Below are 14,138 nucleotides of genomic sequence, written 5' to 3' on the forward strand. Positions count from 1 at the left end.
ATACGCGACCGGCCCCGTTCCTGGCGTTGTGGTCTAATCAGGGGGGGGGGGCGGGGGGGGGGCCGTCCGCACGGGTGGGGGGCCGCCCACCGCGTTCTTGCAGTGTCGGTTCGTGTCGACACCTGCCCTCAATCCCGCTAACCCCGGTAGGTGCCCAGGGCCTTACTGAAGGCGAACGGCTTCTGCTGTACGCCGCTGCACGAGGGCTTGGTTCCGTCGGCCGAGTCGGCGCCGTCCTGACACTGTTGATCGCGGTTGATCGAATCCATGGACAGCCGGCCCAGATGCTTGGTGTTGGCGAAGGTGACCAGTGCTTTCGCGTTCTCCAGGGTGAACGTCCGCTTGCCGAAGTCGTTCTCGCCGATCCTGGGAGTGAGGGCGAGTGCCTTCCATGCCTGTGCCTCCGGCAGTCCCAGGGTGGAGGTGAGCTGTCGCTGGGCGGCGGTGGCGGCGGTGGTCGTGTACTTCAGCAGGTCGGCGTCGGTGGCGGTGTCACCCGGGTTGCCGGTCACGGCGTTGACCGTGGAGATTTTCACGCCCTTGGCCTTGGCGTCGGCCAGCACCTTGAGGCCGTTGGGGGTGAAGCCGCCCGGCAGCGCGGGCAGGCTGATCGACACGTCCAGGCCCGGGTGGCTCCTCTGCAGCCGTGCAATGGCTTGCGAGCGGAGGGAGTTGAGCGTCGGCATGTTCAGGACGTACCCCTGAACGTCGAAGTCGACCTTCGTGATCTTGTACTTGTCGATTGTCTTCGCGTAGGCGGCCGCCAGTTGCGTCGCGGAGGAACAGTTGGGCGTCAGGTCGCCACCGTCCCCTCCGAAGGAAACCCGCACGTCGCCGCCCGCTTGGCGCAGCTGATCCAGCTTCGCAAGGACGTCGTCTCCGCCCTCGACGGCGCATCCGGTCGCGCGTTTGAGGTGTCCGACGGTGAAGTGTGTGACTCCGCTGTCCTTCGCGGTCGCCACGAGGTCGCGCGGGGAGCTGTCGGCGATGTCGACGAAGGGCGAGAATGCTTGGGTCTGCGTGCCGGCCGGCCGGGAACTGTCGTCCTTTGCGTTGTCGCGTGCGGCCAGTGCGCTGTTCGGCAGGACCGCGGCAGCGCCCGCGGCGACGGCGCCGCCGACGAGAAGACCGAGGATTGCCTTCTTCTTGTGGTGTGCACTGCGATGCTCGTTCATCTGAAATCCCTTCCGTGTGCAAATGCGGTGACTGCGATGTGACGTTGCTCCGCCGGGAGCAGAGCAACGGTGACTGACGATCCGTCAGGAATGCGCCTCCGGGGTGTTGGCGGCGGTCACGTTTACCGCCGCCCAAGCCCTGTCCACCGTCTTGTACTCGGTGCTGCCGGCGCCGAAGAGGTCCTTGGCCGCCTTCAGTGTCGCGACGCGCGCGTCGTGGAAGTCGGTCGTGGAGACCATGTAGCGGGTCAGGGCGCGGTAGAAGATCGCCGAGGCCTTGGTGCGGCCGATGCCCTTGACCGTCCCGCCGTCGTACGTCGGCGAGTCGTACTTGACGCCGTTGATCGTCTTCTGGCCGCTGCCCTCCGCGAGGAGGTAGTACGCGTGCGAGGAGACGCCGGAACCGGCGTGCACCTCGGTGTAGAAGACGTCGGGCGACCAGTAGTCGACCGTGCGCCCAAGCCGGTCCAGCGACGGCTTGTCGAGGCGGCGCATGAACTTCTGGGCCAGGCCCAGCTTCTCGCCGATCAGGTAGTCCGGCGTGTCCTTCGCGCTGTTGGTGAAGAACTCGACGTTCGAGCCGAAGATGTCGGCCAGCGACTCGTTCAGCGAACCCGGCTCACCGTACTGACCGTTCGCGTCCTGGAAGGTCGGCTCCAGCTTCGCCGTCGCATCCACCACGCCGTGGGTCAGCTCGTGACCGGTGACGTCCAGGTTCACCATCGGCTTCTTGAACGTCTTGCCGTCGCCGTCGCCGTACAGCATGCACTGGCACTCATGGGACCACGCAGCGTTCGCCCATTTGCTGGCGTAGTGCACCATGGCGTGGGCGCCCTGGGAGTCGTTCGCGATGCCCTTGCGCCCGAAGGTCTTCTTGTAGAAGTCCAGTGTCTCGGCGATGCCGTACTGTGCGTCCACGGCGGCGCTGGTGCGGCTGGAGACGGCGCCGTTGCCCCACTTGTTGGTGGTGCTGGTGATCTGGGCGCTGCTGGCGTAGTCGTCCAGTTCTTGGCCCTTGGCGTCCCGCGTCTCCGTGCCGTAGCGAGTCGGGTCCTTCAGCAGGAATGTGGTGGGGGCGGTCTGGGTGGTGGTCAGGGGGACCGTGCCCAGAGACAGAGACGCGCCACTGCCCTTGACGGTGCGCGGGAAGCTGCCGTCCGCGGCCGGGGCCGGGGTGGTCGCGCCGAAGCCGGACCCCGCAGGGGCGTTGTCCGTGGCAGGCGTGAGACTCTCGCCGCGCTTGCGCAGTGTTTCGCGCAGCTCGGGGGAGACGAACCCGTCGTTGTCAGGGATGTCGCTGCGGACCTTGCCGGTGTCGGCGTCGATGACGACCGTCCGGGAGCCGTTGGCCTCGGTGGTGGCGCTGTCCCTGACCTGTACCTGGTACGCGAGGGCGGATGCGCCCCTTCGGGCGTCCACCACCAACTGGGCGCCGCCCGCCTTGCCCTTGGCGACGGAGGCGGCCTTGGCCGCTGCCTGCGCCGGCGTCAACTTCGCCTTGGTCGTGGTGGGCTTGACCTCGTGGCCGGCGGCACGGGTGACGCCCGTGTACGCCAGCGCGTGGTCGAGGTGCACGATGAGGTCGCCGCCGAGGACCGGCATGCCCTGGTGGGTGCGTACGAACCGGACGTGGCGTGCGCCCTCGGGGTCGAGCATCACGTCCTGGGCCCGCAGTCCCTCGCCCTTGGTGAGGCCGGTCGCCGAGGCGTGGGCCATGGCGACTGTGCGCGCGGCCTCCACCACAGCAGCGTCAGAGGGGCGGGACGATGACACAGCGTGGTCCGTGCTCGGAGTGGGGGCACCGAGCGCCGTGGCCCCCAGGCCCGTAACGGCCGTCGTGACCCCGACGGCGACCGCCAGGCTGCGTATCTTGGTTCTGCGCACTGGGTTGGGTTCCTTTCGTACGGATGGGTGTCGGATCACCCACCGCGTTGAGTCATGGCGCGCTCGCACCTGAGGTTGGTAGGGACCGGAGCCGGAGCATGAGGCAGCGACTCCGCCTGTTTGATGTGAAAACGCCGGCGCTACGCCGCGATCGGCCGACGCGGGTCGCACGACGGACGAACACGCCCGGCCTGGTCGCCCGAGTTGGTCCGCCCTGCCACGCGTAAGCACTGCGCAGTGCCAGCAGGTGCGGTCGGATGCAAGTGACGCTGTTCCAGGGGCCCTTCGCTGGGACCGGTCACTTGGCCGGGTCACTCGATCGAAGCAGCAACGATTGTCTGCCCGGAACCGACTTCAGGATGAGATGGACGCCGACGATCGTCACGATCAAACCCCGCTCCGGACCTGGGCGGTCGGCCCAACCGACCGCTCAGGGAGACGGAGTCATGGGCCGGCCCAGCCCGGACGGACCACCACCGACGGGCACTTCACCGCCCCGCCACGGTCGAGGTGCTAGGTGAACATGCCGAGGTCACCGGCCTGCCGGCCTGCGTTCGCCGGTACCGTCACATCAAGGCTGTACGGCGACATGGCGAGGCTGCTTCCGGCCGGTACGGAAACCGAGGCCAGCGTCCACGCGGAGGCTGTCCGAGCACCAGTCATGCGGTGGCGGCTCAGGGTGGTGCCCCGGCGACAGCGGCGGACGTCACATCAACCAGCCGGTCCTCCGAGCCGCGGCGAGAACTGCCCGTAGTCGATGGGGGCCCCGGAGCCGCCGTCTGGCTCCGGGGCATCTGCTGCGCAGCGACGCTTGGGCCCGCGGGACCGAGGCCGACGCGAGCACGAGATCGAACACACCATCACGACTCCGCCACAACCCCTACAGAGGCGTCTGTAGACCATCAGCATCGCAGACATGCGTAAATCCCTCACCCCCACTGCCCTCCCCATCATGGCCCTCGTCGTGCTCACGGCATGCAGCAGCAACTCCCCCAGCAACCAGCCCTCAGACGCGAAGGCCGCCACACCAGCCAGCAGGCCCCTCACCGCGGCCGCGGCGCTCACAGGCATCACGGCCGCAGTACCGTCCGCGAAGAAATCCGGCGTGGTCACCGCCGACAACGACCCGAACCACCTGCTCGGCCGCCCCAACCAGTACACGTCCAAGGTCACCTTCGAGGACACGCGGATCCCCGGCGACCAAGTCAGCGGCACGGAGAAGGGTGACGTCGAACGCGGCGGCGCCATCGAGGTGTTCGGCAGCCCGGCTGACGCGAAAGCCCGCGCGACGTACATCCAGGCCATCACGAAGTCGATGCCGGCACTCGCCGAGTACGACTACGTCCACGGGACGATCCTCGTCCGCGTCTCGCACTACCTCACGCCGAAGCAGGCTACTGGGTACAAGTCGACGGCGGACATGCTCGGATGAGACGGCGGCCGCCGAGAACCACCTCTCCGGCAGCACCGCCTCAACTCATGGCGCATTGGCTTACGGACAACGGCCCCATCCACACGTAGCGGGGCGGACGTTGCCGTGAGCCTGAGCTCGACCAGTGGCAAGGCAGGGCACGGGCTTCGAGCCGTCGGGGCATGAGGCGCTCGCGGAGCGTACGGGCTGTTGCAGTGCCACACCAGGGGCTGCGGTGCGCTTACGCCGTCAGAACGCGTAGACGCGGTGCCGCGCGGGGAAGTCGGCGGGCAGAGCCTGCATTCCCCGGCCGACGTCCCCGGTCACGGCATCAGCCGACGTTGAAATCGAGGTTGGTCACGTACCAGGCGTCTTTGATCTTGGCGGACTCCACTTTGACGTCCAGCTGCCCTTGCTCGATCCCCGTGGAGTTGGACAGGACGACCTTCTCGAGAGTCTGTCCGTCGATGGTGATCTTGTCGGCAGGGATCACCGCCTTACCACTGGTTTCCGGGACATGGGCGACTTCCACCTTTGGGTTGTTCGTAGGCTGTTTGGGCGTGAACGCCTTGCGGAACCTCCCCAGGTTCTCTTGCATTTGGCGCATCTCGGGTGTGTTGCTGTTACACCTCGATGGGGTGCCGACCTGAGCGGGCGACGAAGCTGTGGCCGGTTCTGCCATCACCACGCATGCCTGCTTCGGCCGGCCCTCGATGACCGCGGTGACCCACGCGGCAACCGCTTCTTCGGCTGTTGACTGACGGGACTTCGGAGCGGCCGTCGTCGGCTTGCTCGCGGTCGACTTGCTCGCGGTCGGCGCCTTGTCCCCGCCGGAGTCCTTGCCCTTCGAGCAACCCATGACACCCGCGACCGTCACCACCAGCGCGACTCCGGCGATCCAGCGGACCGTCCCCTTGCTGTCGCTCTGCCACACCATCCTGTAAGCCCTTCCCGAAGACATCGAATGGATGATGCCGCCCCGAAGAATTCGCCCTCGACGCCACATCAACCATGAAGACGGGAATTCGCAGCCGCAGGGTTCAACCTCGTAGCGATGGCGTGCGCTCCACGAACACCACGAGCCCGAAAGTCGTCGTTGGTGGCGTCGACGTACTCATGCTCCAAGTCCTGGAGGCACACGGCGATCTCCGCGCTGTGGCGTGCGGGCCGGCGGATCAGCTACCGGATGACGGCGACATCATCCTCGGTCCAGGCGAGCAGCAGTGGCAGGGGCGCCTGTGGCCGGCTTGTGGCCCGGTGGCCGTCGACGGGCGCCGCTGCCTCCATCCGGCTCACCACAGGGTGCGACAGAAGTCGTCAGCGCTGAGCGGTGGGATGCTGGCCCGCCCGGATCAGTAGTTCCACCGCTTGTAGGGCTCCGGACACATCTGCCGGGTTGGAACGGTTGTCGATGAGGTCGGCGACGGACGTTGCGGCATCCGAGAGGTCGCCGCCTCGTCGCCGCACGGCGCTCATCAGCGCGTTCAGTGCTTCGTAGTGGGCGACCGTCCGAAGGCCGCCGCCCAGCTTCCAGGGTTCGGCCAGAACGAGGGCGGCCAGATCAGCCACGTTCGCGTCGTCGAACTCGGCCCGGCACCGGTCCATGGTGTCGACGAGCTGCGGGATGCCCCAGACGACGAACGTGAAGTCCTGGGTCCCCGTCGACACAGCCACCTGCCGCGTGACCGCGACCGAGGAATCCCGGACCTCCTCGATGCAGGGGAGGAAGATGCTGAACTTCCCACGCATCCGGTTGAAACGATGAGATGTGAAGACCAGTCGATAGTTGGTCAGATAGAGCCGTCCGCCGATGGCCTCCTTCCCTCGCATACCGACCAGCCACATGAGATCGTCGAACGCGAACCGGGACAGCCCCGCTGCTCGGACATTGATGACCGCGTTGGCGTTCTTACGAAGGATGATTCCTTCACCGGGCAGCAGTTCCTCAAGGTTCAACGGCGCTATCGCCACAGCTCCCCCTCCATGTCAGCTGTCTGAGCAGCGGGAGCATCCTAGATGTGCCGCCGCATGACGGCACACCCGTGGTGAGCTGGACGAGGATGGTCCAAGTGCCGAAGTTCCCCATGATGACGGGAGGTTGTGCCAACCGCACCCGTCGACAAGATGGGCAACTTCCTCGGGCCCCGCGCCCCCTCCCCCGCCCTCGGGCGTCTTCCAGTCCAGGCCGTTCAACAGGGCTCGTAGTACGAGCTCACCGCGGGCTGGCCCGTGAAGTTGGGGCCCGCGTCGGGGTCTGCGCCGATGTAGTGGAACGGGAGCCGCACGGCTCGCCCGCCCTGCAGAGTCAGTCGGTGGTGCCGGGGACGGTACTCGTATCCGGCCGTGCGCAGGGCGGTGACGACGGCGCGGCCCGCCGGCGAACCGTCCGCCCAGCGCACCGAGTCGGGGTCGAAGTGCGCGATCAGCAGCCCGTGCTCGGCCAGCCAGGAAGCGGCGCGGGAGAGCAGGCCGAGCTGGTCGCCGACGTAGTGCAGGCCGTGGACGCACGTGATCAGGTCGTACGTCCGGGCCGGGGTCCAGGAGGACACGGAGGCGACAATCTCCTCCAGCGTGGCCGGAGCCGGCCGCGGGACGAGCGGGCCCACCAGGTCGACGCCGGTGAGGACCGCGTCCGTGGGCAGGGCGGAGGCTGCCTCGCGCAGGGCGCGGCCCTCGCCGGAGCACAGGTCCAGCCAGGAGGGTGCGGCACGGTCCCCCAGCCAGGCGAGGGGATCGAGGCCCAGCTCGCGGGCGTAACTGTTGACCCCGGCGAGGCCCCGCTCGCGGTTCATCGTGTTGTTGGCGACCACGGAGGATCGTTCCAACTCGGGCACGGACAGCAGTGGAGGCTTCGGCATACCGGCATTCTCTCGGGGCGGGGCGGGGCGGGATCACAGGGGTTTCCCGGCCCGCGCCGGCAGCTTGGTGGAGACCAGCTGGTCCAGCAGGTCCACCGCGTCACCGTGACCCGCCTCGCGTCCGAGGCGGGAGGAGCCTGGACGCCGCTCAACAACAAAACCCAGTCCGTGCGCCGTCCGGCGCCCTGGAGGAAAGGCAGCGCAAGCTGACGGCGCGCGCTCTGGCCATGCTCGACTCGGCCGGCCACGTCAGCGGTTGTCGGAGCCTGCTCGGCGATGCCAAGCCGTCAGGCCGTCCCTGACAGGTGTTCGATGTCAGGGCTAGCCTGACGCCATGACCGATGTCGCAGGCACCCCCTCAGCTCCGGCCGCGCCCGAGTTCCACCGGCTGTCCCCCCGCGACGAGTCCCGCGTCGCACTGGCCCTGACACTCCGTCAACTGGCCGACGCCGTCCTGGACGCCGTACCGGTCGAACCGGATCCCGCCCCTGGTGACCTGCTGCGTACGGCACTGCGGCTGGCACGTCGCGCGGAGGACGTGATCCGGGAGGCGGTGGTCGCCGAGCGCGAACGCGGCACCACCTGGGGCCAGATAGGGGAGGCCGCGGGCATGACCCGGCAGTCCGCACACGAGAAGTGGTACGGCGACATCCATGCCTGGGCGGCCACCGGGCGCAGTGCGCTGCCGGCGCACCTGAAGACGCTGGAGGTGGCGGCGGAAGCGGACGCGCGTCATGCCAGGCTGCGCCCGGACCGGCCGCAGGCGGTCACCTCGGGCCTGGACGCGATCCGATTCCCCGGTTCCCACGCGTACGAGGCCAGCCTGCGAGCCCGCGGCTCCGCCCTGCACATCCGCCGTATGGAGCTGGACGCACAGGCCACCGGGCTCAACGACGAGTACGGCGCACTGCATGCCCAGGGCCCCGCGGCCGCGCCCGTCGGCGGTGACCCGCTGGAGATCTCGGCCCATCGCGGGCACGCCTCAGCGGTGCGCGCCAACCGACTCGCCATCGCTGCGGTGCACGAGGAGATCGCCGACGTCTACGACCAACTCGTCACTGCGGAGCCGCCCCTGGCCGAGGAGCACCGCACACAGACCGACTGGCATCGCAACGCGGCGCGGCAGGCCCGCACCTATGCCGACCTGCTGCGCGACGGTGACGGCTGATCGCGCAAACCATGATCAGGATGATTTCGGCCGACCTCCGAGGGTGACCCCTGGCGCGCCGCCTACCAACGGAAGAGACCACAAGGAGCGCGCCTGATACAGCCATCCATCGCATGCATACCAACCACTCAGTTTGTCGAAGGACTCCCGCAGGTTCGTACCAAGCAGTAGCGTGCCCTCACCCCCCGCTTCCCTGCGGTCCCGCACGGGCCCTGAGCCACGCAAGGAGAAACGGGATGACCGACGCGTTCTCGTCCCCCGAGCACCCACCACGTCACATGGCCCCGCCGGACGGCCCCGCGCTCCATTCGTCTCGTTCCTACGCCGCCTACCCCTGGCCGCCACAACCGCAACCGGAGCCCGAGCGAACGACACCGCGCTCTCCAGCCCACGGTCATCACAGCGACCTGCGCACCCTGCGCGGCGCATACCGCTGGCAGCGCCGCGTGGCCACGTTCACCGCTCTCGGCTATTTCACGCTCTTTCTCGTCCTGTCCGCGTTGGCGCCGTCGCTGATGACGCGCACCGTCTTGGGCGGACTGTCCACGGGACTGCTGGTCGGGCTGCTCCAAGTGCCCGTCACCTGCTTGTCCATCGGCCTGTACGAGTACACGGCGCGCCGAAGGGTCGACCCGATCGCGGACCGCATTCGCAGGCACGCCGAGCTCGACGCCAAGCGGAGGGCGTGACGATGACAGGCTTCAGCAGTTCCACCCAAGCCATGTCTCTGGTGGCCTTCACGACGGTCGCCACGATCATCCTGCTTCTCTGCGTGATGACAGGGCCCGACGGGGACGATCTCGACGAGTTCTACACCGGGTACGGATCGCTCTCCCCGATGCGAAACGGCCTTGCCATCGCCGGGGACTACATCTCCGCCGCGACGGTCCTGTCCACCGGAGGAGTCATCGCACTCGACGGCTACGACGGCGTCGTCCTTGCTCTGAGCACGGCCCTCTCGCTCATGCTGCTGATGTTCCTGCTGGCCGAACCGCTGCGCAACGCGGGCCGGTTCACCATGGGCGATGTGTTCGCCCGGCGGATGCCCGGCCGCGCGGGGCGGATCGCCGCGTGCGCTGTGACGATCGCGGCGCTGGTGCCGATGATGTTGATCCAGCTCGCGGGCACGGGCGATCTGTTGTCGTTCATCCTCGGTTTCTCCAGCGACTCGCTGAAGACCGGGTGCATCGTCGGAATCGGCGCGCTGATGATCAGCTACGCGGCGATCGGCGGCATGAAGGGTACGGCCCTCATCCAGATCCTGAAGATCGTCATGCTGCTCGGCTCCGGCGCTGTCGTCGCCGTACTGCTTCTGCGGCAGTTCGCCTGGGACCCGGGCGCGTTGTTCTCCGCGGCGGCGCAGCGGAGCGGGGTGGGGTCCGCGTTCTTGCACTCGGGTCTGCAGTTCGCCGGCGGGTCCTATCCCCGACTCGACATGATCACCTCGGAGTTGACCGTCGTCCTCGGCGGCGCCTGTCTTCCGCACGTCACCATGCGCATGTACACCGCGAGCAGCGCCCCTCAGGTGCGCCGGTCCATGTCCTGGGCGGTGCCCTGTGTCGCCTTCTTCGTGCTGATCATCACGGTCGTCGGCTTCGGCGCGACGGCGCTGGTCGGGCGTACGACGATCGCCGCCGCCGACCCCACCGGCCGGACGGCGTATCTGCTGGGCTCGCGGGCGGCCTTCGGGGCTGACGTGTCGACGGCTGAGACTTTCCTCTTCACCACGGTCACCACAGCGCTCTTCCTCACCTTGCTCGCCTCAGTCGCCGGGATGATCCTGGCCTGCGCCAACACCCTTGCCCACGACCTGTTCGTCGGTCGCACGCAGCCGACCGCCCGTCGCGAGATGATCCTCGCTCGTGTGTCCGCCCTCGCGGTGGGCGCTCCGACCATCCTGCTGGCCACCCTCGTCCAGCACCACAACCTGCAGCCGCTGGCGCTCCTGTCGGTGTCCATCGGCGCCTCGGCACTCGCGCCGGCGCTGGTCTACAGCCTCTTCTGGCGGCGCTACACCCGCACAGGTCTGCTGTGCACCCTGATCGGTGGCACCCTCGCCACCGTCGCTCTGATGACCGGCACCAACTTGGTGTCCGGCTCCCCCTTCTCCGCCTTCCCCAACGCCGACTTCAACTGGTTCCCGTTCACCACCACAGGTGTGGTCTCCATCCCGTTGGGCTTCGCCTTGGGCTGGGCGGGTACCGTGATCTCCGGTCGGCAAAAGGCCGAGGAGCAACGCCGCCAGTACGAAGCCATCGAGGCATGGATCCTGGCTGGGGCTGTACGGCGAGGCAGCTGAGCGCATCCCCGTTTGCCGAACAGGCGCTGGCCGAGCGCCTCGCCGCGTGCCCCTACTCCCCCATCACCGTCGCCCTCGCCCTTCTTCGCTCCGCCGCTTGGAGGTCAGAAGGGCGCGGGTGTCTGGAGCCGACGCCATGGATCGGGGAGGACCGCCGTAGTAGCGGCCCATGTCCGCCATCTGCGCCTGTTCGGCCATCGGGACGTCTCCGGTCGCCTCACGGGTGATTTACGGATGAGGCGCTCGCGCGTGGCGGAGGCGTCATGCCGGTGGCAGCGTCCACTTCTGCGCCGCGGTCCCGTTGCATGTGTAGATCTGCAGTCGTGTCCCTTCCGTGGTGGAGGAATTGGGGTCGTCCAGGCAGAGACCGGAATTGGGGTTCGTCAGGGAGCCGTTGGCGCCGAGCGTCCACTTCTGGGCACCGGTGCCGTTACAGGTGTACAGCTGGACGAGCGTGCCGTTCGTCGTCCCGCTGTTCGCCACGTCGAGGCACTTTCCGAGGGTGCGCAGACTGCCGTCCGACGCGATCGTCCAGTCCTGTGCGTACGTCCCGTTGCAGGTCCACAGACGGATCGCGGTGTGATCGTCGGTGCCGGAGTTGGCGTCGTCGATGCACTGCGCCGAAGTGACTCCGGACCTGATGGGCCCCACCCGTGGTTTCGGCGGGGCGGCTGTGTCACCAGGGTAGGAGGGCGGGGCGGCGGACGCGCTCGCGGCCCAGTCGGTGTTCGGACTGGTGCCGAGCGTAAAGCTGAGCGTTCCGCCGGAGCTGATCGCGCTCGTGGGTGCGTAGGCGTTGTTCCACGCGGACCCGTTGAAGGTCGCGGACTGCACGTAGGGCGCGTTGTCCGCGGCGCCGTCGCCGTTGATCGTCAGGGTCTTGCCGGAGGGCAGATTGATCACGGCCTGCGAGAACAACGGCGAGCCGAGAGCGAGGTCCGAAGTACCGAGCGTCATGGGGTACATGCCCAGTGCGGACCAGACGTACCAGGCGCTCATCGCGCCCAGGTCGTCGTTGCCGTCGGCGAGGCCGGCGGGGTTGTTGGACCAGATCTGGTCCTGGATCGAGCGCACCGTCGCCTGGGTCCGGTAGGGCCGACCGATGTAGTCGTACTCCCAGGGCAGTTCAATGCTCGGCTCGTTGCCGACCCACGCGTAGCCGTTGGCGCCGGTGTAGCTGCGCAGCACGGTGTCGAGGTAGTCGGCCATCACTTTGTCGCCGCCCTTGGCGGTGGCGAGCCCGGCTACATTGAAGGGAACCATGCCGGAGTAGATCCATGAGTCGGCCTCCACCATGTCCGTCCCGCTGGTGGGGTCGAATCCGCCGGTCCAGGAGCCGTTCGCGTTGCGGGGCTGGACGAAGCCGGAGGCCGGGTTCAGCAGGTTGCGCCAGTCCTGCGCGCGGTGGGCGTACGTCTGTTGGCTCCGGGTGTCGCCGAGGGCGCCGGCGAAGGCGGAGAGAGCGAAGTCCGCGGTGTCGTATTCCAGGGTCGTGGCCACTGGGCCGTAGAAGTTGCAGCAGCCGTAACTGCCGTCGTGGGGTTCGTACCCGGGGTTGTCCAGGTAGTTCAGGCCCGGTCGGTCGTTGTTCGCGACGCTCGCCTGCTTCAGCAGGCCGGCCAGCGCCTTCGACGAGTCGAAGTTCCGCGCCCCGAAGGCGTAGTAGTCGGCGATGATCGCCGCCGCCGGGTCGCCGACCATGACGAAGGACTCTCCGTTGTTCTCCGACCATTTGGGGAAGATCCCGGTCTGGGCGTAGTCGTCGGTCATCGACTGGGCGGTGTCGGAGGCGACCTGAGGGCTCACCAGCGCCTCAAGCTGGGCTTGGGAACGGTAGATGTCCCAGCCGGAGTAGTTCGCGTAGGCGGCGTCGTGTCCCGTATCGACCGTGTGCGTCTTTCCGTCGAAGCCGTAGTACTGGCCGTTGGTGTCGCTGATGACGTTCGGGTGCAGCAGCGAGTGGTAGAGCGCCGTGTAGAAGATCTTCTGCTGGTCTGCCGTGCCGCCGGCTATCTGCACCTTGCCCAGCGCCGTGTCCCAAGCCTTGTGGGCTGCGGCGCGCACGCCGTCGAAGTTCCAGCCGGCGTTCTCGGCGCTCCGGTTGGCGACCGCGTTGGCCGCGGAGACGTAGGAAATGCCGACCTTGGCCTGTACGACCTGGTTCGCGGTCGTGTCGAACGTGACGTGCGCGTTCGAGGCGGCGGCGCCGGGGGCCGCGTCCTGGGGCACCGCCCTGTCAGCGCGAGGCTTCGGCAGGGATCCGTGCAGGCGTGGCTTGTTCGGCTTCTCCGGGGCATTCTTGCCCGCCCGGTCGGCGGACGGCTTGGGCGTGTTCGTCGCGTGGGCGAGCGCGCTGCCGCTGGAGGTGAACGGTCGATCGAAGACCATGTCGAAGTAGACGGTGTAGGTGTTCCCGGCGCCGCAGAATCTTCCGCTCGTGACCTGGCCGCTGACCTCGGTACTGGAGACGACGTCGAACTGTGTTGACGTTCCGCCATTCTGACTGCTGGTCAGCTTGAAGAGGAGGTTGGCCTGGGCGGTCGCGGGAAAGGTGAAGCGAGCCATGCCGCTACGTGTGGTGGTGGTGAGCTCGGTCGTCACCTTGTTGTCGAGGGCGACCTTGTAGGAGCCGGCCGAGACGGACTCGTTGGCGTGCGAGAAGGAGTCCGTCGCCGTGTTGCTGACAGCGCCCACCGTGGGCAGCACCGGGATGTCACCCGCGGCTCCGCAGCCCGGTCCCGCGATGTGGGTGAGGCTGAATCCCGTGATCGAGGAGTCCTTGTACTCGTACCCGCCACCGGGTGGTCGCGACGAGGTGTCCGGGCTCCACTGCACCATGCCGAAGGGGACGTCCGCACCGGGGAAGTCGTTTGCGTCGTTGGACGTGCCGATGAAGGGATTGACCAGGTCCGCCGGTGCCGACACGAGTTCCGCCGCTCTTGAGGGCTCCGCCCAGGCGACGGGAGCGGCTAATGCCTGCGTGCCCAGGAGGGCGACGCCAGTGGCGGCACCCAGGGTCGTGCGGATCCAGCGACCGCGGCCCGGTCGTCTGCGCGTACGATGCCGGCGGCCGCCGACAGGAATCGAGAACATCGCGAGCTGCCTCCTGAGGGATGCGTTCGGGAGTACACCGAGGCGGACGGACGAAGTAGGGCCCCGGTGAGGGGCGTTGGTCCGACCGGGGAACGGGCCGCGGTCCGCACGGCGGCGCGAGGTCCCGTTCTCTCATGCATGAGGCTGACCAGGAGGGCGCGTTGGCAACGTTGTCGCCGGACCTGTGCTCTCCGACCGGCCGTCACAGGGGAACACCCGCTCGTTCGCCGCCGAACGAGGCGAACCCCGC

The 14,138-nt window shown here is 67.9% G+C and carries 10 protein-coding genes; 4 read left to right on the forward strand and 6 right to left on the reverse strand.

The genetic code is table 11. The features are described 5' to 3' along the window. Positions 1-137: 137 nt before the first annotated feature. Positions 138-1,175 (reverse strand): chitinase, encoded by a 1,038-nt coding sequence (locus tag ACWGKT_RS27850; RefSeq protein ID WP_453275865.1) that lies wholly within the window; start codon positions 1,173-1,175, stop codon positions 138-140. 84 nt (positions 1,176-1,259) lie between these two features. After that, positions 1,260-3,059 carry a M4 family metallopeptidase gene (locus ACWGKT_RS27855; protein ID WP_453275866.1) on the reverse strand — a complete coding sequence of 600 codons (1,800 nt, stop codon included), beginning with the start codon at positions 3,057-3,059 and terminating at the stop codon, positions 1,260-1,262. A gap of 916 nt (positions 3,060-3,975) precedes the next feature. Between ACWGKT_RS27855 and ACWGKT_RS27860 the strand changes: the two genes are divergently transcribed. Then, positions 3,976-4,491 carry a hypothetical protein gene (locus ACWGKT_RS27860; RefSeq protein WP_453275867.1) on the forward strand — a complete coding sequence of 172 codons (516 nt, stop codon included), beginning with the start codon at positions 3,976-3,978 and terminating at the stop codon, positions 4,489-4,491. 310 nt (positions 4,492-4,801) lie between these two features. Here ACWGKT_RS27860 and ACWGKT_RS27865 read toward each other — a convergent pair whose 3' ends face one another. From ACWGKT_RS27865 to ACWGKT_RS27875, 3 genes are all read right to left on the reverse strand, one after another. Continuing rightward, positions 4,802-5,407: a hypothetical protein gene (locus ACWGKT_RS27865; RefSeq protein ID WP_453275868.1), complete on the reverse strand. Its 606-nt coding sequence runs from the start codon at positions 5,405-5,407 to the stop codon at positions 4,802-4,804. A 380-nt stretch (positions 5,408-5,787) separates the two neighbouring features. After that, a complete protein-coding gene (locus ACWGKT_RS27870; protein WP_453275869.1) occupies positions 5,788-6,441 on the reverse strand; it encodes a hypothetical protein in 654 nt (217 codons plus the stop codon). A 218-nt stretch (positions 6,442-6,659) separates the two neighbouring features. Further along, positions 6,660-7,328 (reverse strand): class I SAM-dependent methyltransferase, encoded by a 669-nt coding sequence (locus ACWGKT_RS27875; RefSeq protein ID WP_453275870.1) that lies wholly within the window; start codon positions 7,326-7,328, stop codon positions 6,660-6,662. Between the two features lie 334 nt (positions 7,329-7,662). Between ACWGKT_RS27875 and ACWGKT_RS27880 the strand changes: the two genes are divergently transcribed. The 3 genes from ACWGKT_RS27880 to ACWGKT_RS27890 all read left to right on the forward strand — a co-directional run bounded on the left by ACWGKT_RS27880 (position 7,663) and on the right by ACWGKT_RS27890 (position 10,795). Beyond that, positions 7,663-8,496, forward strand: a complete 834-nt coding sequence (locus ACWGKT_RS27880; RefSeq protein ID WP_453275871.1) for a hypothetical protein — start codon at positions 7,663-7,665, stop codon at positions 8,494-8,496. Between the two features lie 236 nt (positions 8,497-8,732). Further along, positions 8,733-9,185, forward strand: coding sequence for a DUF485 domain-containing protein (locus ACWGKT_RS27885; RefSeq protein ID WP_356156650.1), 453 nt, complete (start codon positions 8,733-8,735; stop codon positions 9,183-9,185). 2 nt (positions 9,186-9,187) lie between these two features. Further along, the gene (locus ACWGKT_RS27890; RefSeq protein WP_356156647.1) at positions 9,188-10,795 is read left to right on the forward strand and encodes a sodium/solute symporter; all 1,608 of its coding nucleotides are present in this window, start codon (positions 9,188-9,190) and stop codon (positions 10,793-10,795) included. 261 nt (positions 10,796-11,056) lie between these two features. Here the strand turns inward: ACWGKT_RS27890 and ACWGKT_RS27895 are convergent, their stop codons facing one another. Beyond that, positions 11,057-13,888 carry a lectin gene (locus ACWGKT_RS27895; RefSeq protein WP_453275872.1) on the reverse strand — a complete coding sequence of 944 codons (2,832 nt, stop codon included), beginning with the start codon at positions 13,886-13,888 and terminating at the stop codon, positions 11,057-11,059. Positions 13,889-14,138: the final 250 nt, after the last annotated feature.

The organism is Streptomyces sp. NPDC054794, assembly GCF_053611585.1.